This window comes from Lacinutrix cladophorae, from assembly GCF_053604645.1.
The window spans coordinates 16,514-41,510 of the sequence record NZ_JBSHNR010000104.1 but is presented as its reverse complement, the minus strand read 5'-3'; the positions used below and the strand labels follow the sequence as shown (position 1 = coordinate 41,510).

Sequence of the window (24,997 nt, the reverse complement as noted above, 5' to 3'; positions counted from 1 at the left end):
TATAAAATAAAACACCTATGAATTCACTTTGGTTTTTTGATGATGTTAATCTCTTTAAGGTACTTTGTCCTCATAAATTTAAAGCGTATAAGAAAGGGCATGATTTTGATGCGTATAAGAAAAAAGATTATATATATTTTGAAGAGGATTCGGCAAATAAGGTGTATTTAATTGAAAAAGGAAAAGTAAAAATTGGTTACTACAATGAAGATGGAGAAGAAGTTGTAAAAGCAATTTTAACGAAAGGAGAGTTATTTGGTGAAAAAGCAATTTTAGGACAAATAACCAGAAAAGAATTTGCCCAATCCGTAGATAATCTAACTTCTATTTGCCCAATTGGCGTAGATACAATGCATGATTTAATGCGAGATAATCAAACCTTCAGTTTTAAAATATATAAGTTTATTGGATTTAAATTTCAAAAACTAGAACGAAGACTACAATTACTTTTATTTAAAGATACCAAATCACGTTTAAAAGAATTTTTAAATGAATTATGTGATGAGTATGGTTATAATTGCCCAAAAACTGGAGACCATATAATTAAGCATCCATACACACAAAAAGATATAGCTTCTTTAATAGGTACTTCAAGACCTACACTTAATATTCTTTTAAATGAGTTAAAAGAAGAAAAAGTGTTAGAATTTAACAGAAAAGAGATACGAATATTAAAAAAAACTGCTTAGTGTTAGCTAGCTAACATTTTATCATCGCTCTAGTATATAATTTTGAACTATTAATAATAAAATTATATAGCAATGATTAAAAAAACAATTTTAGCAGTTTTGGCATTAGGGATTTTTGCCACTTCTTGCAGTAGTGATGATGACAATAACAGCACTCCTACAACAACAGATTTAACATTAAACTTAACAGGTTTAGAAGAACTAGGTAACGATTTCGTTTACGAAGGATGGATAATAGTAGATGGTTCGCCAGTTTCTACAGGAACTTTTTCAAGCGTATCTTTTCCACAAAATTTCACAGTAGATGCTACACAGTTAGCTGAAGCAACAACATTTGTATTATCTATTGAACCAACAATTGATCCAGATCCAGCACCAGCAGATACAAAAATTTTAGCAGGAGATTTCTCTGGTAGTTCTGCTACCGTAAATTCTAATTTAGTAGCAGATTTTTCTTCGGCTGCGGGAGCTTACATTTTAGCAACACCTACAGACATGGATGATACTAACGAGGAGAGTGGTGTTTGGTTTTTAGATAATACTTCAGGAACTGCAGTAACAGGATTAGATTTACCAACACTTTCCGATGGATGGAAATATGAAGGTTGGGCTGTAATTGATGGTACTCCAATTAGTACAGGTACTTTTACAGATGCTGCAATGGCCGATGATAATGCAGCAACATCGCCATTTAAAGGAGATGCTGGTAATGGACCAGGATATCCTGGAGAAGATTTCTTGCAAAATGCACCAACAGGAATGACATTTCCAACAGATTTAAAAGGAGCTACTATTGTGATTTCTGTAGAACCTTACCCAGATAATAATACAGCACCATTTACTTTAAAACCTTTAGCGCATTTGGTTCCTGCAGATGCAATGAATCATAGTACAATTACTATGGGAACCGGACCAATAGTATCTCTTTCTGGATCGGTTACTAGATAAAAATATATAGGTTTAATCCTTGTTTTTTTGTTAGATTTGAAGCGTTGTTTATCTATTAAATTACGCTTCATTTTTTTTGTGTTATGAATAAATTAAAATTTAAAAATATACTCTTTGTTGTAATCCTTGTTCTTCTGATTATACCGAAAACAAGAAAACCTATTCAAGTAATGTTGCATAAGGGATTGGCTTTGTTTAGTCCATCTGTTGAAGCAGAAGCAGATACCAAGGTGGTACACTATGCTAGTTGGCAATTACAAGATGTAAAAGGAAATGCAATTGATTTTAAAGATTTAAAAGGTAAAGTTGTGCTAATAAACTTCTGGGCTACTTGGTGTCCGCCTTGTATTGCGGAAATGCCTAACCTTCAGAAATTACATGATGCGTATAAGGATAAGGTAGTTTTTCTATTTGTTTCCAACGAAAAAAAGGAAAAGATAGAAACGTTTTTATCTAAAAATAAGTATTCGTTTAACGTATTTACTTCTTTAGAAAATCCTTCAGAATTTGAAGTATCTAGTATTCCGAGAACATTGCTAATAAACAAAGAGGGAAAAATTATAATAGATAAGGAAGGTGCTGCAAATTGGAATAGTGAAACCGTTAGAGAAACACTGGATGATTTACTAAAATAGTAAGGTGTAAAAATAGAAAAAGAGAAGCCAACGTGGACTTCCCTTTTTCAAAAAAAACGAATTAATAGCTTCTTCTATTTCTTAATGAAACGTTTTACAGTTTCCGAATTATCTTTAGTTATTATTTTCATAATGTAAATGCCTTGTGATAAGTTAGATACATCAATTGTTTTTGTTTCCGCTTTTAAAACTTTTTTTCCTAAAACGGAATAGATAGTAACCGTTTCTACATCTTGTTTTGATTTAATATTTAAAATGGATGATGTTGGATTTGGATAAAGTGAAATTTCGTTTGTATTTAATTCAAAATCTGTTGTGCTTAATGTGGAAACAGATTCATAAGCTCCCATATCTACAATTGAGTTGAAAATTCTAGCATTTCCTACTAAATCTGTTAAAACATTTGATGGAAAATATTGATTTCCTCCTGTATCTATACTTGGCGAATTACTATTTAAGGTAAAGTCGTTTGCAGCTTCATTAGAGAAGTTAGGATTTGAATTTAATATACTCATTGTATTACTTTGGTTACTAAAATTATCTTGAGATAAGGAGTTACGAATAATTACAGAATTTGCTGGAGCGAAAGTATCTTGAGTATCTACAGCAACATTGTTACTTCCATTATTCCAAAGTATACTGTTATAAAGTTCAATATTTGTTGTACCATTTACACGAGTTCCTGATATTAAACCTGCTGTAGGTGTACCAGGAAAATTATTATTAAATACTGTTTGGCTTATTGTCATATTAATAAACTTACCATTATTAATACCACCAGCCACATCAGAACGTAACCAAAATAAAGAGTTAAGCGAAGACGCACCAGTTGTCGATCCAGGATAATCACTTACGGAAGTTACCCTATTATCAAATATAAGACAATTTACAAATGTAGAATTTACACCAGCTGTAGAAAGTGGATTTGCATAATAAAATATAGCTGCAAAGCGTCCTAAATTTCTATCAAACACGCAATTTGTAAACATATAATCCGACGATAGATTGGTGTTTGTGCTTTGAGTTCCAAAAATAATACCACCATCAAATACACGGTTATAGTTAAACCTTACATCATTTACTGTAAGGGTTCTTGCATCTTCTTTTATGTCTATTGCAGAGCCACGACGATCTTCGGATGTACCTCCATTTGCATTTCCACCTTTAATGGTTACACCATCAATTATTACATTATTACCTATAATTGTAATAACATGGTAGACGTTGTCTAATCCTAAACTACTGTTAGAAGAGTTATGATCAAGAAAAACAGTACCATCATCATTATCACGATCACCATCAAGAATTACAATATTTGTAGCTGGATTACGCTGAGTTAAATTAGTTTCTGTACCATCAAAACCACCATAAATTTTTTGATCTGCGCCTATCTCATAAGTATTAGAACGTGATCCATTTGCTACAACATATCTACCAGCAGCCATCCAAAATTCTCCTGCGGGGTTGTCTGCAAGTGCTGTTTCTAAATCTACATAAGCATCTGCCCAACTACTACCATCATTAGATCCTGTTGCTTGTACATCTAAATATATTTGAGGTACACAATTAGAAGAAAAACTAGTTTGCGAATCAATACTAGTCCAATTAGCATTTGCAAAAGGTAAATCATTAACTTCTATACATGTTAATGGGCTATTCATTGTTGCATCAAAAGTTGTTATAGCTGTATTATTTCCGTTTTTTACATTTAAAACAGCTAACATATTATTAGATACATTAAGTGATGTTAGCATACTGTTATTAAAAATACTTAGCTGATTTAATGAGTTATTGCTAAGATTTAGTTCTAATAAACTTGTGTAATTTGAAACATCAATAGTGGTAAACGCATTACTTGATAAATTCAAATCAGTCAAAAGTGTATTAACTCCAAAATTAGCAGAGGATAACTGATTGTTTTCTACGTTTATTTCAGTTATTAAATTATTTGAAGATAAATCAACATCAGTTAATGAATTATTAGATGCGTTTACAGATGTAATACCCGGAAAAAACTCAATACCGCCAAGGGATGTAATAGATTGGTTTGGTACGCTTATAACTCCAGAATATACTTGTGCTTCACTTACCTGAATTTCAGTATCTCCATTTAAGTTTACTGTGGAATCACCTACAAGTGCTGCTTTAAAGTCAGCATCTACAAAAGGCACCACAACCGAATTATCATCTATCTCATAAGCGCCAATATCTACACTCGTACCAGATATTCTGTTGTTACCTTCCAAATCCGTTTGCACATTTATAAATTGACTGTCTCCCGCATTTAATGCTGGTGATGTTACTAGCAAGGTATAATTATCTATATTAGAATCTGTAAATAATGGATCAGATGATAGTGTGTTTTGTTTATTAGAGTGACCAGGGAAATTATTATTAGACAAACTGTTTCTAATAATTACCGCACCTACTGTTTCGATAGCATTTAAGGGTGTGTTACTTGAGTTTACATTATTCCAAACAATACTATTATACATATTTGTAGAAAGGTTACCGCCATTATTTAATATAGTAGCTACAACTGATGATCCGTTATTAATTGTATTATCCGTAATTGTGCTATTTGTAAACGTTATAATTTGCGTACCTCCAACATCTTGTCTTGTCCAGAATAAAGCACCATGAGAACCTGAAACAGTAGTTTTTGATTCGTTATTAGTAATTAAACAAGATTCAAAAGTAATTTCAAGTAGTCGTCCATTTGCTGCTCGACCGTAATAAATTGGTGTATTTGTGTAAATATTACTATCAAAAGTTGTTCTTGCTACTGCAATGTTAACATTTCCGTTTACATCAATAGCTTTTATTACACCACCGCCAGTACCAGTATTGTTAATGACTTTACAGTCTACTATATGAACTGTAGTGGCTGAAGTTACTAAAACAGCACTTCCAGCATTATCACTTCCGCCGTTACCATTAGCATTTCCTCCAGTTATTGTAAATCCATCTATAATAATATTCGTACCACCAACTTTTATAACTTGATAATTATTATCCGATAATGATGCATCTCCAAAAACAACAGGCATGACATCATTACTATTTACGTCACCTGTTAAAACGGTTTGATTTAAACTTGTATTACGCTGAGAAAGGCTTGTTTCAGTACCAACAAATCCACCATAAATATGTTGATCTTGACTTAATAAAAAGCTATCTGTTAAATTTGAGCCAGGATTATAACTACCTGTTTTTACCCAAAACGAATTAGAAGGATTTAATGCAAGTGCATTAGCTAAGTCTGTGTAAGCATTAGCCCAACTCGTACCATCATTTGTTCCTGTTGCATCTTTTGCGACATATATTGGTGCAACTTGAGTGGTTGTAATTGTCGCTAAAATCCAATTACCGGTAACACCATTACAAACACTACGCACATAGGTTTGGTATTGTGTATTAGCCATAATATTAGATATGGTAGCGTTAGTTACAGTAAGTCCTGTAATTTGTATTGCAGATGAGAAAGGTTGAGAAGATTCATGATATGCAACATCCCATGATGTAGCTACAGGGTTTGTTTGCCATTCTAACTGAAAAGAATTAATCGCAACCAAAGGAGTAGAAAACGCAAAAGGATCACAAGGATCTGGAGTTATTTCATAAGCACCAATATCTACAGTTGTATTTATAATTCGTTGCGCACCTGATAAGTCGGTTGTATTGGTAACATAAATGTTATCGCCATTATTTACAGCAGGTGAACTTCCTAATATAGAATAATTATTATTGCTTGGATTTATAAAGAAAGGATCTGCAGTAAGATTATTAGCAGTGTTAGAATTTCCTATAAAACCATTATTAGAAATATTATTTTTAGACTCACCAACCGCATTAGTCTGTAAGGCATTTACGTTACTATTATTAGCACCAACATTATTCCAGAAAATTGAATTATAAACATTAACAACAGTTGCAGTATTTGTACACGTAATAACAGTAGAACCATTAGTGATGGTATTGTTTGTAAGTGTTGAATTTATAATTTCTAATGTTTGATTACCTTGTACATCTTGACGTGCCCAAAATAATGATCCACCAGTATTTGTTGTGGAAACATTATTATAAAACAGACAGCCTTCAAATTTTGTGTTTAATGATCCCATAAAACCATTACGGCCGTAAAAAATAGTAGCAAAAACGGTTTCGTTATCGCTAAAAACACTATTCTTAACTAATATATCTCCAGATGTATCGATGGCTCTAATTACACCAGCTCTACTTGCTATATGATTGGTTATTTTGCAATTGTTAATTTCTAAATTTCCAGCAGCAGCCTTGTATATAGCAGGACCTTCTTCGTAGCCACCAGTACTAAAAGTTGCTTTACCATTTGTTATTGTAAAACCATCGATAATTACATTTGCACCAACTATTGTTATAACTCTGAAACTATTATCTGCTTTATTTGGGTCTAATGGATTAAAAATTACAGCATCATTACCATCTATATCACCAGAAATAATGGTCTCATTAGTAATTACATCTCTTTGTGTAAAAATAGTTTCTGTGCCATTAAAACCACCATAAATTTTTTGATCAAGACTTATAGAAAATGTAGATGTATTTAAATTTCCAGGAATATAATTACCTGAAGCAACCCAAAATGTTTCTGCTGGGTTATTGCTTAAAGCAGTATTAAGATTTGTGTAAGCATTTGCCCAAGATGTACCGTCATTGTTTCCTGTAGCATTAATATCGACATAAATTTGAGAATACCCTATTCCATAAAAAAGGATAAAGAACAATAGTAATTTTGTTTTCATAATAAAATGTTTTTTATAATTATGAAACAAAAATGCTAATGCATTGTAAGAAAATTTCTAACTTTTTTGTGAATGGTAAGGATTTGCTAATGAATGGAAAATAAAAAGAATTTTAAGAAGGTAGGGAAGTTAAAACACTCTATTAATGATTTCCATAAAATCCTCTTTACGTTCTCGAGCAATAGGAATACTTTTATTATTACTCATAATTACTTGTAGTCCGTCTTTTTTTGTAATCTCTGTCATGTATTTTAGATTAATAAGAAAGGAGCGATGTGGTTTATAAAACAAAGGCTTATTAACAAGTTGTTCTGCAAAGTGTTTTAAAGTTTTACAGATGAGTTCCGTTTTTCCATTTTGTAAATACACCTTTGTATATGCGCCATCTGCTTCAAAAAATAAAATATCTTCATGGGATACAAAACGAATCCCCTTAGGTACCTCTAAAGCAATTTTATTTAAAGCTAATTGTTCAAAACTACGTTCTAAATTTATTAATTTTTCTTTGATGAAGTTTTCTTCCGCATTAGAAGTGGCTTTAGAAATGGCTGTTTTTATTTCTTCAATATCTATAGGTTTTAAAAGGTAATCTACAGCTGATAATTTAAAGGCTTCTATAGCATAATGTCCATAAGCAGTAGTGAATATGATTTGAAAATGGATAGGCTCGTTTTTAAAAAATTCTAAAATTTGTAAACCAGAATGGTTAGGCATTTCAATATCTAAAAATACAATATCTGGTTTTTTAGTTTTGATTATAGATACGCCATCCTTTAAATTTTCAGCTTCTAAAACACTTTTAATTTCGGGGCATTCTTCCTTAATGATTGTGCTTAGTATTCTTCTAGCTCGTTTTTCGTCATCTATAATTATTGCTTTCATTACTTTAAGTTTAAAGTGTTAATGCTATTTTAAGGATCACTTTGGTTCCTTGTACTTCCAAATTTTCGTCTACTACATCTTCGACCTTTAAGGTTACTTTTTTATTCAGGCTTCTGTTTATTAAGTCAATGCGCTTTTGGTTCGCAGAAGTAGCAAAGGGTTTGTGATTTATGGTTTGCTGGGTTCTAATTTTTGCAGATGCTTCACGACCAATACCATTATCTATAATTTCGCAGATTAAGAAATTGGAATCGTTATCTTTTAAAAAGTTTAATTGGAGTTTTTTGTTCTTTGTTTTATGAAGTAATCCATGCTTTAAAGCATTTTCTACATAGGGTTGAATAAATAGAGAAGGCACAAGAATGGCATCAACATCTAGACTTTCATCTATATGTATATGAAATGAAAGATCGTCGTCAAATCGTTCTTTTTCTAGCTCTAAATATAAGTTTAATGTTTTTATTTCTTCATTTAGAGTCACTTCGTTTGTCTGACTGTGCTCTAAATAGGTTCTTATTAATCGGGAAAATTTCACTAAATATTGACGTGCTAGTTTTTTTTCATTTAAAATAATATAGTCCTGAATCGAGTTAAGCGCATTGAAAATAAAATGCGGATTCATTTGCGAACGTAAGTTTTCAAGTTGTGTTAAAACGAGTTCTTCACTAATGATTGCCTTTTCAAGTTGTATTGCTTGTTCTTTTTGTAAACGTTTGGTTTTTTTATTGAAGTAGTACCATATAATACTTGCTATAATTATTAACATTAGGAAATAGAATACCCATGTTTTATAAAAAAGAGAAGTGATTTTTAGCTGTATACTTATAGGCTTAGAAAAGGTGGTGCTAAATTTATTTTTAGCTTTTACTTTAAAAGTATATTTTCCGCTAGGTAAGGTGTTTATTTTTACAAAATTGACATTGTTTTCTAAAGGAATCCATTGTTTGTTGTATCCTTCAATTTTATAAGCATATTCTACAAATTCTTTCGTTTGAAATCCATTGGTGTTAAATGCAATTCTTATTTCGCTATTGTCTTGTTTTAAGGTATAGGTTTTTTGTAATATGGTATCTTTTTCAGCAATAGAAATAGAGGTGAAGTATGGTTTTAATGTTTGTCTTTCTTTTTCAATTTTATTCGTGTCAAAATGAAATAACCCCAAATTAGAACCAAATACTACTTGATTATCTACTACTTTTAAAGTATTAATATTTCCAGAAGCTAAGCCATCTTGTTTGGTTATGTTTATAGATTTCTTAGTGAGGTAATTATAGCTTTGAATCCCTTTATCTGTAGCTACCCAAATGGTATTGTCTTTAAATTGTAATCCATTAATGGTATTCGATTGTAATCCGTTTTTTGTGTTAAAATGAAATAGCTTCTTATTATTTTTAAAACCTATAACACCATTATTATGTGTGGCAATACACGCTATCTCGTTGTTATTAATTGCTACTATAGAACCTAGAACAGGTTTGTTGTTGTTTAAGATTTCGGTCACGGTATTTGTGTTTAAATCATGAACACGAAAACCATCTATATAACTTACATATGCTTTATTGGTATTATTATCATAAACAGAGCTGTAACTTCTTGCGTTGCGTAAGATAGAAACGCTGTCTTTTTTTACGTTGTAAATGGCAGCACTATAAGGTAAACTTAATAAATAATTGTCTTTATCTATAGTTGTTATCGATTTGGAGTAAAAACGATATATTGTTTGCTGTTTTTTTGTTTTTAAATTGTAAATAATATTAGACTCTCTACTAGAAACTAAAAGCGTATTATTTTGTTTGTTGTAAGCAATGTTAAATACTTCATTAATATTTTGGATATCTATGTTTTCAACCTTATTTGGAGATATTTTAGATATTTTACCATTTAATGTTGCTACATAATAGTTTTCAGAATCGATAATAGCAATATCACTAATATCTTTTTTATTGTTTTTATAAATGGAATTGTAAATCTTTAACTCTTGATTTGGCACAACAAAAACACCATTATTAATTGTTGTAAACCAGTAGTTTAAATTGGAGTCTACCAGAACATCTGAAATAAAATACTCAGGATATAAATGCTCTATTGTTATGAGCTCATCATTAACTATTTTGGATATAAAAACGCCTGAGTTGGTTAAAATCCATAGTTTATTATCTATAATATAAGCGTGATTAACTTTAGTTTTTGCAATATTTTCAGGAAAGGTAACGCGAACACTCTCATTGTTAACAATTTTTGATAGGATTAGTTTACTTTGGTTTGAAAAATCCTCTTTAAAATAGAATAGCGTGTTTTCAAATTCAAAAAATTTGATTTGACCTCGCTCAGTAATATTATGTTTTGTAAATGTTTTTATGAGTTTTTTATTTTTAAAAAAAGGATCTTCTATCTTATAAGTTGATCTACCTAGAGTTTGATGAAAATGAGAGGGGTTAGGTTCTAAATCGCTAAAAGAATTGCCTTGATTTAATTTTATTGAAGTAAATGTTTCTTCTTTGGTTTCTATATTTACACTTAGTGCTTCATTATTATTATTATTAATGATTAAATGATTTTTAAAAATGATGAAATCGCAAAGAAATTTTACGCTTTCAAATTCCTTGAACAGAATAAGCTTCTCATTTTCAACATAAAAAAACTGACCAGCAAGATTGTTACACCATAAACGTCCTTTTGCATCAAAAGTTAATCCAAATAAAGATCTTCCCTTTTTTTGTGGATTGGTAAATAAGGTGTATTCACTACCATTATATCTATAAAGCCCTTTGTCTGCTGCAAGCCAAATATAACCTTCTTGGTCTTCCGCAATATCATAAAACTCAATATCGGGTAATCCATCTTTTTCTGTTAGCTGAATACTTACAGCTTGCTGTCCATAATGAACTTGAACAGATAAAAAGCATAGAATAAGTAAAAGTCTTCTCAAAAAAAAGAATTGCGTTAAGTGAAACGTAAATCTATTAAATTAGAAGTAAGAATGTAAGAAAACTTTGTAAAATGCTTAATTCTTTTTGTGAATGGTAGAAAGTAAGTGAAAGTGTTACTCTGTTAATTTTATAAGTGCGCACGAGAAGATTCGAACTTCCACGTCCTAATGGACACTAACCCCTCAAGCTAGCGCGTCTACCAATTCCGCCACGTGCGCAAAATTTAAAAGCAATATAAATAAAAAAAGTTAAGCATATGCTTAACTTTTTTGTGACCGGGCTGGGGCTCGAACCCAGGACCCTCTCCTTAAAAGGGAGATGCTCTACCAACTGAGCTACCAGGTCGTTATTAATATCCATTTTATATATAATGGATATTAAAAAAGAAAATAATACTCTAGCATTTAGAGTTAAATAAAAAAACCACTAATTTACAAATTAATGGTTTTTAGTGACCGGGCTGGGGCTCGAACCCAGGACCCTCTCCTTAAAAGGGAGATGCTCTACCAACTGAGCTACCAGGTCATTATTTCAATAACAACTTATATATTGTTGTTAGCGGGTGCAAATATAAAATGTTTAATTAATAAAACAATGGTTTTTTTAAGAAATTTTTAAAGTTTTTTTGTTTTTTTGTATCCTTATTAATGTATGTTTTTAATAATCAATTTATAACAAAATATGATAATAGTTTTACTTGGCTATATGGCTTCAGGAAAATCCCATTTTGGAAAAAAAATAGCTAATATTCTAGATTATGAGTTTATAGATTTAGATGATTTTATTGAAAAAGAAGAAAATGCTACAATTAGCGATGTGTTTTCTCGTAAAGGAGAAATCTATTTTAGAAAAATGGAGCACGAAAGTCTTAAAAAAGTAATAGCAACTAATAAAAAAGCAGTAATTAGTTTAGGTGGAGGTACACCTTGTTACGCTAACAACATGAATTTGCTTTTAAATACTTCTAATGTAAAAACTATTTATTTACAAGTTTCTATACCTAATTTAGTAGAAAGGGTAATAAATGAAACCGATAAAAGACCAGTGATTTCTCATCTTAAAACAAAAGAGGAGTTAATGGAATTTATAGGGAAGCATCTTTTTGAAAGGTTAGCATATTATTCTGAAGCAGAATTTACTATTGATGCCAATAAAACAGAGAACGAAATAATAGAATCTATTTTGATGCAATTATTTTAAAAATGCTTCAAAATTACTTCCTTCTAAAATAACATCTATATGTTCATGCAATGAAGTAGAAAGGGAAATACCTTTAAAATCTGCTTTTACTGGATATTTTTTATGATTTCTATTCACCAAAACTGCAGTTTTAAACTGTTTTAATGGCACATCTAAAAAATGCTTAACACCATAGACTAAAGTGGTTCCGCTATTTAATACATCATCTATTAATATTACAGATTTGTTAGTGTACTCTTTTGCCGAAATCGAAGTGCTTATCGTATTTAAAGGATTTTTTTTGTCTATTATAACCTTGCAGAGTATAGGTTTAATAGTTGAGATTTTAGATAAAATAGTTTTTAATTTTTTTGCAAGGATATAACCATTACTATCTATTCCAGCTAAAACAACTTCTTCTTCATTAACATTACTTTCATAAATTTGATAGGCAATTCGTTTAATTTTATGATTAATTTCTTCGTGAGTTAGAATACTATTTTTTTTTGTAATCATTATTTTAAAGTTGTTTTTATAAAGATAAAGGAGAATATTTAAATGTAATAATTTTAATCTTCATTTTCTTCATTATAATCTTCAATATCTCTTCTGTCTTTTTTTGTAGGTCTTCCAGTGCCTTTTTTTCTATAATAATCTTTAGAATATTTTAAAAGTTCTTGTGCTTCAAAAGCCTCTTTAGGCGTAATATCTGTTCTGTAAATGTCTACTAGTTTAGCTCCAATTCTATTTGGTGGAATATCATTCACTTTTAATTTGTAGTTAATTTGATTTTTTCGTACTTCAATGACATCAGTAGCATACACATCTCTACTTGGTTTTACCGTATCGCCATTAACTTTAATATGTCCTTTTTTACAAGCAGTTGTTGCTATACTTCTTGTTTTGTAATACCTAACACACCATAAAAATTTATCTATTCGCATAAAATTTTTTATAAAAAACTACGTTAATGTTCTTGCGCAAAATTAGTTTAAAATTGTATCTTGCAAGCTAAAAAAAATAGGAATAATAATATAAACTTTCAGTTTTTCGATAATTTTTTTAAAACTAAAAGGCTATTATATTTTATATTAAGTTAAAAAAGCACCAATGAAATTAAGAAAAATAGCATTAATAGTATTTGCATTAATGATTGTAATTGCATCTTGTACTCCAGATGATGACGGTACAACAACAGTCCCTGCAAGAGATAGAACAGAAGTTTATGCTGAAGATTTACTAGAAATAGAAACGTTTTTAGAAACTCATTACTTGAACCTAGAAGATAACCCATTTGATTTTGTAAATCTATATAATCCTGATAACGATGATTTTAAAATTGTTTTTAGTGAATTAGAAGCCGGTTCTACAGAAGTCGCTTTAATTGATATGCCACAGCTTAAGTTTAAAACTGTTGAAGATCCTAGTGAAGAAGGATTGTTTTACAAACTATACTATTTAGAAATGAGACAAGGCCTTGGGAATGAAGTGCATTTTATAGATGAAGTCTTTGTAACCTATGAAGGTAGTACAACAGAGTCTATAGTTTTTGATGATGCAATAAATCCTATAAATTTTGAACTTACTAGTGTGTTAAATGGAGGTGTTGTTACTGGATTTATGGAAAGTTTAATTGAATTTAAAACAGCTACTAGTTTTGATACTAATAATGATGGAACTTCAAACTACCATAATCATGGTATTGGTGCAGCTTTTTTACCGTCGGGATTAGCTTACTTTAATCAAGTATTAGAGGACGTATCTAGTTATACGCCATTAATTTTTAAATTCAATGTTTTAGATAGAGTATTACTTGATCATGATAATGATGGTATTCCTTCTTTTTTAGAAGATTTAGACAATAACTCAGATGTTTTTGACGATGATACAAATGACGATACTGCACCTAACTTTTTCGATGGTGATGATGATGGTGATGGTACTAATACCATAGATGAAATTACAATAAAATCATATACCGTTGATGATAATATGATAGCATTTGCATCTACTGAAGAAGCAAATGATTATTTTGAAAATGGTGCAGAAATTGACGAAAACGAAGTGTTTATTAGTGTAGAATACACTAAAAATACTGCTACAACACCTACAGTGTATACATTAAAAACTTTTGTTGCTACCGACTCTAACGGTAATGGTACTGCAGATTATTTAGACGAAACCTACCCAGAAGATTAAATAAAATTTTTCTTTAATAAAAAAGCCACTTTCTTATTAAGAAAGTGGCTTTTTTTAGTTTAGATTCTTATTATAATAGAATAGAAACACTTAAAATTAATTGGTCTGGTCTCGTGTCAATTCTATCAACACCCTCTAAAACATTATTACTAATAAAAGTTGCTTCGTTTTCACTAAAACCTCTTTCATATCTTAAATCAATTCCAATAGAATTAAAGCTTACTCCAAAACCAAAATTTAAACCTACTGTAAAATCATTTTCAACCTCACTAATAGTAATGCCATCAAATTCAGTATCTAAAATATATTGTAAGGATGGTCCACCAAAGGCATTAAAAAACTTTAAAAACTTCACTCCAACTAATAAAGGAGCGTCTAGTTTTTGCATAATAAATGCGTCACTATCATATTCACTCTTTGTTTTAGTATATACTAACTCTGGTTTAAAAAATACTTTTCCATCTATTTTTCCAAAAACACCAACATGAAAACCAACATTTCTTTCTGGATTTTCATAAGTAGTTTTAGTAGATTCAAGATACTTTCCATTTGCATTATAATTAAGACCTGCTTTAAAACCAAATCCAGACCCTTGTTGTGCGCTTGAATTAACGATAAAGGCAAAAAGCAAAAGACATGTAATTAAGACATTTTTCATAATAATTTGTTTTATTGATTTTTTATTAAAACGAAGATACAAAGTAATTATTTTCTTTTACAAATGTTTCTTTGCCTTTTCTTAAGATTATAATGTACTAGAAAATGTAATTTTATTAAATGTTTAAGAAGGTATCTTGTTTAGTTAATTATATTTGCCAATTCATAATATATTTAGATGAAATTTGAATTAAAAGCAAAAGATCCACTAAGTAGTGCAAGAGCTGGATTAATGACTACCGATCATGGAGTAATTGAAACCCCAATATTTATGCCTGTAGGTACAGTAGCTTCTGTAAAAGGAGTGCATCAAAGGGAGTTGAAAAATGATATAAATCCAGATATTATTTTAGGAAATACCTATCATTTGTTTTTAAGACCTAAAACAAGCATTTTAGAAAAAGCAGGAGGATTACATAAATTTATGAATTGGGATAGAAATATCTTAACAGATTCCGGTGGTTATCAAGTATATTCCCTTTCTGCAAATAGAAAAATAAAGGAAGAAGGTGTTAAATTTAAATCGCACATTGATGGAACCATGCACATGTTTACTCCAGAAAATGTAATGGAAATTCAACGTAGCATTGGAGCAGATATTATTATGGCTTTCGACGAATGCACACCTTATCCTTGCGATTACAACTATGCGAAACGATCCATGCACATGACCCATCGTTGGTTAGATCGATGCATAAATCATTTAGAAAAAACACCCTTAAAATACGACTATAATCAAACGTTTTTTCCAATAGTTCAAGGAAGTACCTATAAAGATTTACGTCGTCAATCTGCCGAATATATAGCAAATGCAGGAGCAGAAGGAAATGCTATTGGAGGACTGTCTGTAGGGGAGCCAGCTGATGAAATGTATGCAATGACTGAAGTGGTTACCGAAATTCTACCAGAAGATAAACCGCGCTATTTAATGGGGGTTGGTACGCCAATTAATATTCTAGAAAATATTGCTTTAGGAATTGATATGTTCGACTGCGTAATGCCAACACGTAACGCCAGAAATGGGATGTTGTTTACTGCACACGGAACTATGAATATGAAAAATGCCAAATGGAAAGACGATTTTTCTCCAATTGACGAAATGGGAATTACCTTTGTAGATACCGAATATAGTAAAGCATATTTGAAACATTTATTTTCAGTAAACGAATTATTAGGAAAACAAATAGCAACCATTCATAACTTAGGTTTTTATATGTGGTTGGTTCGTGAAGCTAGAAAACATATATTAGCAGGAGATTTTAGAGCCTGGAAAGATAAAATGGTAAAACAAATGGATAAACGTTTGTAAAAAAGACAATAGGAAATTGAAAATACTGGATTGGTACATATTAAAACGCTATTTGTCAACATTTTTTATGATGTTGCTACTTTTTATTCCTATAGGAATAACGGTGCATCTTGCCGAAAAGATTGGTAAAATTCTTGAAAATGATGTACCAATTGGAGAAGTGTTACTTTATTTTGTAGATTTTACAATCTATTTTGCGCATCTACTTTTTCCGCTATTTTTATTTTTATCGGTTATCTTTTTTACTTCAAAACTTGCTAATAATACAGAAATCGTTGCTTTTTTAAGCTCAGGGGTTTCTTTTACTAGGTTTTTAAGACCTTATTTAATTGGTGCGTCTATAGTTGCCGTTTTTGCTTTAATCTTAGGATTGTATTTAGCTCCAGAAGCTAGTAAGGGGTTTAATGACTTCGATTTTAAATACTTTAAAAAAGGGAAAAGTGCAGCAAATACCAAAAACGTGTATAGGCAGATTAATGATCATGACTATATATATGTAAGTAGTTTTAACATTAAAGAAAAACTAGGACACAATTTTACTTTAGAACATTTTGAAAATGATAAAATGATCTATAAAATGGAAGCACAAAATATTCGATATATTGAAAAAGATTCTACCTATAGAATGATTAAATATTTAAAAAGAACCATAGGCGAACACGAAGATATTATTGAAAAAGAAAGAAGAAAAGATACTTTGTTTGCTTTTGACTTAGAAGATTTAACACCTGTAGAATATATTGCAGAAACGCTAACCTATGGAGATTTAACTAAATTTATAGCTAAAGAAGAAAAAAGAGGTTCTTCTAATATTGGGCGTTATAAATTAGTCAAATATAGAAAATGGAGCTTGCCAGTATCGGTATTTATTTTAACCATTATTGCCGTTGCAGTATCGTCTATTAAACGCCGTGGAGGTATGGGAGTAAACCTTGCTTTTGGTATTTGTATAGCAATGATTTTTGTCTTTTTTGATAAAATATTTGGAGTTATGGCAGCACAATCCGATTTCTCTCCATTATTGGCAGTCTGGTTTCCAAATATACTCTTTGGTATTTTAGCTATATATTTATTATACAATGCTAAACGATAAGCTAAAAAATTATCTACACTTACATGTCCTCGTTTTTATAGCTGGTTTTACAGCAATACTTGGAGAACTAATAAGTATTAGCTCTGTGCCATTAGTCTGGTTTAGAATGTTAATAGCAAGTATATTAGTTGGTATTTATATTGCCGTTTCTAAAACGAAAATAAAACTTTCCTTAAATGCGATAGTAAAATTATCGATAGCTGGAATTATTATTGCCTTACATTGGATTACTTTTTTTGGAGCCATAGATGCTTCTAATATCTCTATAACATTAGCAATGTTCTCTACAGGAGCCTTTTTTGCTTCTCTTATTGAACCAATAATTTATAAACGAAAAATTATTTGGTATGAAATCCTTTTTGGATTTATTGTAATTTTAGGAGTGTATATTATTACACAAAGTGAAATGAAATATTTAAACGGAATTATTCTAGGTATTACTTCTGCTTTTTTATCTTCATTGTTTGCTGTCCTTAACGGAAAGTTTTTAGAAAAATATTCAGCAACTAGCATTTCTTTTTATGAATTTATTAGTGGCGTTGCTTTTATAACCATTTTTCTACTGGTCTTTTATGATGGTTTTTCACTTTCTTTTTTTCAATTACCAACATCCGATTATATATATTTATTTATTCTTGCATCTATTTGCACTGCTTATGCATTTATAGCTTCTGTGTATGTAATGCGCTATATAAGCCCATATACTGTCGTTCTTACCTATAATTTAGAACCTATTTATGGTATTTTATTAGCTGTTTTACTTTTTCCAGAAAAAGAAAAAATGACAACAAATTTTTATTATGGAGCTTCTTTAATTCTTGGAGTAGTGCTACTTAACGGGATTTTAAAAAATAGAAAAGCTTTAAAAGCAAAGAAGATAAAAGAGTAAACAAAAAAATACGTAATTTTGTACACTAACTATTAATTAAACTTAAATTCAAAAATGGAATATTTAGAATTTGAACTACCAATAAAAGAATTAGAAGATCAATTGCAAAAATGCCAAGTTATTGGTACAGAAAGTGAAGTGGATGTTACAGAAACTTGCAAGCAAATTGAAAAAAAACTTTTAGCTACCAAAAAAGATATATACAAAAACTTAACACCATGGCAACGTGTACAAATGTCACGTCATCCTAACAGGCCATATACTTTAGATTATATTAAAGCGCTTTGTGGGGAGTCTTTTTTAGAGCTTCACGGGGATAGAACTTTTAAAGACGATAAGGCAATGATTGGTGGTCTTGGTAAAATTGGAGACCAGAGTTTTATGTTTATAGGACAACAAAAAGGATTCAATACTAAAACAAGACAATATAGAAACTTTGGGATGGCAAACCCTGAAGGATACAGAAAAGCATTGCGCCTAATGAAATCAGCCGAGAAATTCGGTATTCCTGTGGTTACTTTGTTAGATACTCCTGGGGCATACCCTGGATTAGAAGCCGAAGAACGAGGACAAGGAGAAGCTATTGCTAGAAATATACTGGAAATGACAAGACTAAAAGTGCCAATTATAACAATTGTTATAGGTGAAGGTGCTTCTGGTGGAGCATTAGGTATTGGTGTAGGTGATAAAGTACTAATGCTTGAAAATACTTGGTACTCTGTAATATCACCAGAATCTTGTTCTTCTATTTTATGGAGAAGTTGGGAGTTTAAAGAACAAGCTGCAGATGCTTTGAAACTTACTGCAACTGATATGAAAAAACTTAAAATAGTTGACGAAATTATAAAAGAACCTTTAGGTGGAGCACATCAGGATAGAGAAAAAACGTTCGCTTCGGTAAGTACTGCAATTCTCAAAACTTTTGAAGAACTTAAAAACTTATCACCAAAAGATCTGGTAAACCAACGCATGGAAAAGTATGCAAATATGGGAGTTTATAAAAGCTAAACCTTATAAACCCACTTGATGAAAAAATCTGAAGTACTACGCTTCAGTTTTTTTTATGCTTATTAACAATTTTTATTACTTATTAACAGTTAAAATGTTAACTACCTGTGAAGATTGAACTATCTTTATACGTACAATTATCTTAACAATTTATTTACATTCGCTCCTATGAAGCAACCAAACCCAATAAAAGGCTATCCAGTCGATAAAAGCACAATAATTAATCTTGAAAGAGGCAAGATACCTCCGCAAGCTCTTGATTTAGAAGAGGTTGTGCTTGGTGCGATGATGATAGATAAAAAAGGGGTAGATGAGGTTATTGATATTTTAAGTGCCGATGCTTTTTACAAGGAAGCACATCAACATATTTTTGAAGCAATTTTTCAATTGTTCGAAAATAGCGAACCTATTGACTTATTAACCGTTTCTAGTCAATTAAAGAAAAATCGAAAGCTAGATCTATCTGGTGGCGATTTTTACCTAATATCGCTTACGCAAAAAGTGTCTTCTTCTGCGCATATAGAGTTTCATGCTCGTATTATTTTACAGAAATTTATTCAACGTAGTTTAATAAAAATCTCTTCAGAGATCATTGAAGATTCCTATGATGAAACTCAAGATGTTTTTGATCTATTAGATAAAGCAGAGTCTAAATTATACGAAGTAACACAAGGAAATATTAAAAAGTCGAGTGAAACTGCTCAAGATTTAGTAATTCAAGCAAAAAAGAAAATTGAAGAGATATCTAATCAAGAAGGATTAAGTGGTATTGCTACTGGATTTAATAAATTAGATAAACTTACTTCTGGTTGGCAACCTTCCGATTTAATTATTGTTGCAGCTCGTCCTGGTATGGGTAAAACAGCATTAACCTTGTCTATGGCTAGAAATATTGCTGTAGATCAAAATGTACCCGTTGCATTTTTCTCTTTAGAGATGGCTTCTGTTCAATTAATTACTCGTTTAATTTCTAGTGAAACTGGACTTTCTTCCGAAAAATTAAGAACAGGTAAACTAGAAAAACACGAATGGGAACAATTAAACGTTAAGGTGAAAGGTCTAGAAAAAGCACCGTTGTTTATTGACGATACACCTTCGCTTTCTATTTTCGATTTACGTGCAAAAGCTAGACGTTTGGCATCGCAACATGGTATTAAATTAATCATGATCGATTATTTGCAGTTAATGACTGGTGGGCCAAGTCATGGTGGAAATAGGGAACAAGAAATCTCGATGATTTCTAGAAACCTGAAAGCACTAGCTAAAGAATTAATGGTGCCTGTAATCGCACTATCACAACTTTCACGTGCTGTAGAAACTCGTGGAGGAAGTAAAAGACCATTGCTATCCGATTTACGTGAATCTGGAGCAATCGAACAAGATGCAGATATTGTAAGTTTTATTTACAGACCAGAATATTATAAAATTGACGAATGGGATGATGAAGAGCGTTCTCCAACCGAAGGACAAGCCGAATTTATTATTGCAAAACATAGAAATGGTGGACTAGAAAATATACGTTTAAAGTTTATTGGACACCTAGGAAAGTTCGATAATTTAGATGATTTCGATTCGCCTTTCGAATTTCATTCTAAAATGAATGCCGCTGCAAATGATGATACTTTTAAAACAGAAAATTTACCATCACCAAATGATGCATTTGGAGGTCCTGATGATTTTGACGATAATGATGTGCCATTTTAAATTTAAAAAAGGCCGATTTTTTTAAACAAAAACCTACATGCTAAACGAACGCAGAACTACGAATATACTACTGTTAATTATTGTAATACCAATAATGTTTTATTTATTAAAAGTATTATCTTTTATATTCATTCCTTTGGTTTTTGCAATGTTTATTGCTTTGTTGTTTTTACCTGTAATGCGTTGGTTAAGTAAACGTAGAGTTCCAAAAATTATAAGTATTCTTATTGTATTATTGTTAATAGCAGTAGGTTTAAAAATAGGAGTAGAGTTAATAAAATTATCTAGCAAACAAATAATGGCAAGCGATACTGCCTTTTTTGACAAAGCTGAAGTAAAGCTTAGTGATGCTGCGCTATATTTAGAAAATACTTTTGGATTAGAGCTTCAACAGGATAAAAATTTCTTATCTCAGTTTATTGAAAAAGAAAACATAGGTACTACTGTTGGCTTTTTACGTAAGTTTTTCACCATGTTACTCATGACTGCTTTTTTTGTAGTTCTCTTATTAGCAGAATCAATTAATATGCAGGACGTTTTAAATAAAATGGTTTTAAAGAAAAAACGAACCTCCTTACTTGCTTATGGCAAAATACAAAAAGAGTTAAATACCTTTATCAAAGTAAAATTTCTGGTAAGCTTTTTAACAGGAGTTGGTACAGGTTTAGCTTGTTATTTCTTTGATGTTAGTTTCCCTATTTTTTGGGGCCTTTTTGCCTTTGTAATAAACTTTGTGCAAATGGTAGGTTCCTTTATCGCAGTAATTGCGCTTTCTATTTTCGCATTTGTAGAACTAGATCCAACTAGTACTTTATTTTTCTTTATAGTAGCCATTTCTGGAGTTCAAGTACTGTTTGGCGCGATTTTAGAACCTGTTTTTATGGGTAAATCCTTCTCGATAAATATTATTACAGTATTAGTAATGTTAATGTTTTGGGGATTTCTTTGGGGGATTCCAGGACTTATTATGGCAATTCCTATTACTGTTTTTCTTAAAATTATTTTTGAACAGTTTCCTAGTACCAAAAAGATTTCCGATTTAATTTCTTAGATTAATTTCTTCATTTTTATTACCTTACTTCTTTAAATAAAAAGACAATAAGTTAATGGTTCATGGTACACATAATGCTGTAGAAGACAGCAGAAATAAAGATATTCAAGTTTATATCAATGGTGAATTCTTCCAAAGAGAAGATGCTAAAATTTCGGTTCTAGATAGTGGTTATCTTGTTGGCGATGGTATTTGGGAAGCCCTTCGTTTACACAAAGGAGTGCTCGTTTTTCTTAAAGACCATTTAGATCGATTATGGCAATCTGCTGCAAGTGTTGGTATGAAATTTCCTTTTACCAAGGAAGGTTTAGTAGAGGAAGTTTGGAAAACACTTCATAAAAATAATATGCAAGACAATGTGCATGTTAGAATAATGATTACTAGAGGAATTAAAAAAACACCATCGCAAGACCCTAGACTTACTATTTCTGGACCTAATGTGGTTATTTTACCAGAATACAAAAAAGCATCACCAGAAAGTAAAGAAAAAGGCATAACTCTATTTACAAGTACAATTCGTAGAGGTTCTCCCGATTATCTGGACCCTAGATTAAATTGCCATAGTAAATTGCATGAAGTTCAGGCGCTTATTCAAGCTATTGAAGCGGGAGCAGACGAAGCCTTAATGTTAGATGTAAATGGCTTTGTTTCTACATGCAATGCCACCAATTTTTTTATTGTAAAAGATGAAGAAGTATATACTTCTACTGGACAATATTGTATGAATGGAATCACCAGAGCTAAAGTTATAGAGGCTTGTAAATTAAATAATATAGCGTGTCACCAAAAAGATTTTTCTTTATTTGATGTATATGGAGCAGACGAAGCTTTTGTTACCGGAACCTTTGGAGGGCTAACTCCTGTAACTAATATTGATGGTAGAAAAATTGGTGAAAAGTCGTTTGGAGATTTTACAAGAAAATTAAGTGACTTATATCATGAATTAATTGATAAAGAAGTGAAAAATGGATAATACGAAACGCATTTGTTTATGGTCTGGGCCAAGAAATATTTCTACTACTTTAATGTATAGTTTTGCACAAAGACAAGATACTAAAGTGGTTGATGAGCCTTTGTACGCACATTATTTAAATAATACAGATGCAAAAGAGTACCATCCAGGAACACAAGATATTTTAGATACTTTAGAAAAGGATGGTAATATAGTACTCTCTAAAATGATGACAAATAATGAAAAACCTGTTTTCTTTTTTAAAAACATGACGCATCATTTATTGCATATTAATCGCGATTTTATGAAAGAAAAAAATGTGTATAATGTTATTTTAACTCGAGATCCTCTAGAAATGCTTCCGTCGTTTGATAAAGTAATTAAAAACCCTAGCATTGCAGATGTTGGCTATGCAAAACACACCGAGTTATTAGATTATTTAGAAACAAATAACATAAAACCAATTGTTTTAGATTCTAAACGAGTATTATTAAACCCTAAGAAAGTATTAACTAAATTATGTGAATTTGTAGGAATTCCATTTGATGAACAAATGCTTCATTGGCAAGCTGGAGCAAGACCAGAAGATGGTAGTTGGGCTAAATATTGGTATACAAGTATCCATAAATCCACAGGTTTTTTAGAATATAAGCCTAAAACAGAAACCTTTCCAGAACATTTAAAACCACTATTAAAAGAGTGCTTACCACATTATAATAAACTAATTAAATATGCAATTGGTTAAAATTGTACTAATGCAGTTACAAAAGGAATAATTTTTGAGTATCTTTCATACAATGAAAAAAATAATAACACTTCTACTAATACTCTTAGTAACACAAACATACGCTTCTTACATCCTAATTCCAATGGATGCAGAAACGCAAAAAAACCATTTAAAAGCATACGGAATTACCTATTGGACCCTAGAAAAACAACTAAAAGTTAAATGGTTGCTTAATTATAGAGGTGGATCTTTTCTTGTTCCAGATAGTCAGGAAATTCAACGCGAATGCCAAATTAGAGGTGTTTCTTTCGAAATATTATCTAACGCTAAAGCCGAAAGTATTCTTCAAGAAATTAGTAGCCCTAGTAAAAATATGGAAGCTGTCGTGTTAGAAAAAGCACCAAAAATAGCAGTATACACACCAAGAGGAAAATTGCCTTGGGACGATGCCGTAACAATGGTTTTAAGTTATGCCGAAATACCTTATGAAACTATCTATGATGAAGAAGTGCTAAACGACGCACTTTTATTATACGATTGGTTGCATTTGCACCACGAAGATTTTACAGGACAATACGGTAAATTTTATAGAGCATACAGAACTGCAGCTTGGTATATTGAAGAAAAAAAGGAAGCAGAGGCTTTAGCAACGAAACTAGGTTACAATAAAGTATCTCAAGAAAAATTAGCCGTTTCCTTAAAAATTAGAGATTATGTTATTGGTGGCGGTTTTATGTTTGCTATGTGCAGCGCTACAGATAGTTTCGATATTGCACTTTCTGCAGAAGGTATCGATATTTGCGAACCCATGTTTGATGGGGATGGTAGTGATGCCAATTACCAAAACAATATTGATTATAGTAAAACCTTTGCTTTTAAAGATTATACCTTAGAACAAAGCCCCAATGTGTACGAGTTTTCTAGTATAGATATGACCCAGAAAAGAAGAATAGCTAAAACTGTAGATTATTTTACACTCATGGATTATTCCGCAAAATGGGATCCAATTCCAAGTATGTTATGTCAAAACCACACCGCATTGGTAAAAGGTTTTATGGGGCAAACCACATCTTTTACACGCAAAGAAATTAAAAGCAACGTATTGGTTATGGGCGAAAATAAAACCAATGGAGAAGCAAAATACATTCATGGTATAAAAGGGAAAGGATTTTTCACCTTTTATGGTGGTCATGATCCAGAAGATTATACGCATCGAGTAGGAGACCCAAAAACCGAATTAGATTTGCATCCAAACTCTCCAGGTTACCGACTAATATTAAATAATGTGTTGTTTCCGGCAGCTAAAAAGAAAAAACAGAAGACTTAAAATAATTTGGGCGTTCCAATATTTTAAAAAAAAT

20 protein-coding genes and 3 tRNA genes are annotated in these 24,997 nt (G+C 31.0%); 14 read left to right on the top strand and 9 right to left on the bottom strand.

Annotation, left to right across the window (positions count from 1 at the left end):
• Positions 1 to 17: 17 nt before the first annotated feature.
• The 3 genes from ACVC3Y_RS06130 (at position 18) to ACVC3Y_RS06120 (ending at position 2,272) form a co-directional block, all read left to right on the top strand.
• Complete coding sequence (locus ACVC3Y_RS06130; RefSeq protein WP_303425212.1) at positions 18 to 689, top strand: Crp/Fnr family transcriptional regulator; 672 nt, start codon at positions 18 to 20, stop codon at positions 687 to 689.
• Between the two features lie 72 nt (positions 690 to 761).
• Entirely contained in the window at positions 762 to 1,637 is an 876-nt protein-coding gene (locus ACVC3Y_RS06125; protein WP_303425214.1) for an anti-sigma factor domain-containing protein, read from the top strand.
• Between the two features lie 170 nt (positions 1,638 to 1,807).
• On the top strand, positions 1,808 to 2,272 hold the full coding sequence (locus ACVC3Y_RS06120; protein ID WP_452226383.1) for a TlpA family protein disulfide reductase: 465 nt from the start codon (positions 1,808 to 1,810) through the stop codon (positions 2,270 to 2,272).
• Between the two features lie 74 nt (positions 2,273 to 2,346).
• On the opposite strand, the gene ACVC3Y_RS06115 is transcribed toward ACVC3Y_RS06120, so the two are convergent.
• From ACVC3Y_RS06115 to ACVC3Y_RS06090, 6 genes are all read right to left on the bottom strand, one after another.
• Complete coding sequence (locus ACVC3Y_RS06115; protein ID WP_452226382.1) at positions 2,347 to 7,056, bottom strand: choice-of-anchor Q domain-containing protein; 4,710 nt, start codon at positions 7,054 to 7,056, stop codon at positions 2,347 to 2,349.
• Between the two features lie 129 nt (positions 7,057 to 7,185).
• The gene (locus ACVC3Y_RS06110) at positions 7,186 to 7,938 is read right to left on the bottom strand and encodes a LytR/AlgR family response regulator transcription factor (RefSeq protein WP_452226381.1); all 753 of its coding nucleotides are present in this window, start codon (positions 7,936 to 7,938) and stop codon (positions 7,186 to 7,188) included.
• 10 nt (positions 7,939 to 7,948) lie between these two features.
• Complete coding sequence (locus tag ACVC3Y_RS06105) at positions 7,949 to 10,867, bottom strand: histidine kinase (RefSeq protein ID WP_452226380.1); 2,919 nt, start codon at positions 10,865 to 10,867, stop codon at positions 7,949 to 7,951.
• 135 nt (positions 10,868 to 11,002) lie between these two features.
• Positions 11,003 to 11,086: transfer RNA gene (locus ACVC3Y_RS06100), tRNA-Leu, on the bottom strand.
• A 54-nt stretch (positions 11,087 to 11,140) separates the two neighbouring features.
• A tRNA-Lys gene (locus ACVC3Y_RS06095) sits at positions 11,141 to 11,213 on the bottom strand.
• Between the two features lie 107 nt (positions 11,214 to 11,320).
• Positions 11,321 to 11,393 (bottom strand) — tRNA-Lys (locus ACVC3Y_RS06090).
• Between the two features lie 156 nt (positions 11,394 to 11,549).
• Here ACVC3Y_RS06090 and ACVC3Y_RS06085 point away from each other — a divergent pair.
• Positions 11,550 to 12,068, top strand: coding sequence for a shikimate kinase (locus ACVC3Y_RS06085; RefSeq protein ID WP_303425225.1), 519 nt, complete (start codon positions 11,550 to 11,552; stop codon positions 12,066 to 12,068).
• Here the strand turns inward: ACVC3Y_RS06085 and ACVC3Y_RS06080 are convergent.
• Together ACVC3Y_RS06080 and ACVC3Y_RS06075 are read right to left on the bottom strand one after the other, a co-directional pair.
• Positions 12,060 to 12,563, bottom strand: a complete 504-nt coding sequence (locus ACVC3Y_RS06080) for a phosphoribosyltransferase family protein (RefSeq protein WP_303425227.1) — start codon at positions 12,561 to 12,563, stop codon at positions 12,060 to 12,062. The genes ACVC3Y_RS06085 and ACVC3Y_RS06080 overlap by 9 nt on opposite strands.
• Positions 12,564 to 12,616: 53 nt before the next feature.
• Positions 12,617 to 12,991, bottom strand: coding sequence for an RNA-binding S4 domain-containing protein (locus tag ACVC3Y_RS06075; RefSeq protein WP_303425229.1), 375 nt, complete (start codon positions 12,989 to 12,991; stop codon positions 12,617 to 12,619).
• 166 nt (positions 12,992 to 13,157) lie between these two features.
• Here ACVC3Y_RS06075 and ACVC3Y_RS06070 point away from each other — a divergent pair, with 166 nt between their 5' ends.
• Positions 13,158 to 14,246 (top strand): FKBP-type peptidyl-prolyl cis-trans isomerase, encoded by a 1,089-nt coding sequence (locus ACVC3Y_RS06070; protein ID WP_303425232.1) that lies wholly within the window; start codon positions 13,158 to 13,160, stop codon positions 14,244 to 14,246.
• Between the two features lie 70 nt (positions 14,247 to 14,316).
• On the opposite strand, the gene ACVC3Y_RS06065 is transcribed toward ACVC3Y_RS06070, so the two are convergent.
• Positions 14,317 to 14,904: an outer membrane beta-barrel protein gene (locus ACVC3Y_RS06065; protein ID WP_303425235.1), complete on the bottom strand. Its 588-nt coding sequence runs from the start codon at positions 14,902 to 14,904 to the stop codon at positions 14,317 to 14,319.
• 177 nt (positions 14,905 to 15,081) lie between these two features.
• Here ACVC3Y_RS06065 and tgt point away from each other — a divergent pair, with 177 nt between their 5' ends.
• The 9 genes from tgt (at position 15,082) to ACVC3Y_RS06020 (ending at position 24,963) form a co-directional block, all read left to right on the top strand.
• Positions 15,082 to 16,212 (top strand): tRNA guanosine(34) transglycosylase Tgt, encoded by a 1,131-nt coding sequence (gene tgt / locus ACVC3Y_RS06060; RefSeq protein WP_303425238.1) that lies wholly within the window; start codon positions 15,082 to 15,084, stop codon positions 16,210 to 16,212.
• A gap of 16 nt (positions 16,213 to 16,228) precedes the next feature.
• Positions 16,229 to 17,305, top strand: coding sequence for an LptF/LptG family permease (locus tag ACVC3Y_RS06055; protein WP_303425240.1), 1,077 nt, complete (start codon positions 16,229 to 16,231; stop codon positions 17,303 to 17,305).
• Positions 17,292 to 18,194: a DMT family transporter gene (locus ACVC3Y_RS06050; RefSeq protein ID WP_303425242.1), complete on the top strand. Its 903-nt coding sequence runs from the start codon at positions 17,292 to 17,294 to the stop codon at positions 18,192 to 18,194. The genes ACVC3Y_RS06055 and ACVC3Y_RS06050 overlap by 14 nt, the downstream gene beginning before the upstream one ends.
• A gap of 54 nt (positions 18,195 to 18,248) precedes the next feature.
• Positions 18,249 to 19,202, top strand: coding sequence for an acetyl-CoA carboxylase carboxyltransferase subunit alpha (locus ACVC3Y_RS06045; RefSeq protein WP_303425244.1), 954 nt, complete (start codon positions 18,249 to 18,251; stop codon positions 19,200 to 19,202).
• Positions 19,203 to 19,370: 168 nt separating this feature from the next.
• The gene (gene dnaB / locus ACVC3Y_RS06040; protein ID WP_303425247.1) at positions 19,371 to 20,906 is read left to right on the top strand and encodes a replicative DNA helicase; all 1,536 of its coding nucleotides are present in this window, start codon (positions 19,371 to 19,373) and stop codon (positions 20,904 to 20,906) included.
• A gap of 37 nt (positions 20,907 to 20,943) precedes the next feature.
• Positions 20,944 to 21,957: an AI-2E family transporter gene (locus ACVC3Y_RS06035; RefSeq protein WP_303425250.1), complete on the top strand. Its 1,014-nt coding sequence runs from the start codon at positions 20,944 to 20,946 to the stop codon at positions 21,955 to 21,957.
• Between the two features lie 55 nt (positions 21,958 to 22,012).
• Positions 22,013 to 22,930 (top strand): aminotransferase class IV, encoded by a 918-nt coding sequence (locus tag ACVC3Y_RS06030; protein WP_452226379.1) that lies wholly within the window; start codon positions 22,013 to 22,015, stop codon positions 22,928 to 22,930.
• Complete coding sequence (locus ACVC3Y_RS06025; RefSeq protein ID WP_452226378.1) at positions 22,923 to 23,654, top strand: sulfotransferase-like domain-containing protein; 732 nt, start codon at positions 22,923 to 22,925, stop codon at positions 23,652 to 23,654. The genes ACVC3Y_RS06030 and ACVC3Y_RS06025 overlap by 8 nt, the downstream gene beginning before the upstream one ends.
• Positions 23,655 to 23,706: 52 nt before the next feature.
• Positions 23,707 to 24,963, top strand: coding sequence for an asparagine synthetase B (locus ACVC3Y_RS06020; protein ID WP_303425258.1), 1,257 nt, complete (start codon positions 23,707 to 23,709; stop codon positions 24,961 to 24,963).
• Positions 24,964 to 24,997 lie beyond the last annotated feature (34 nt).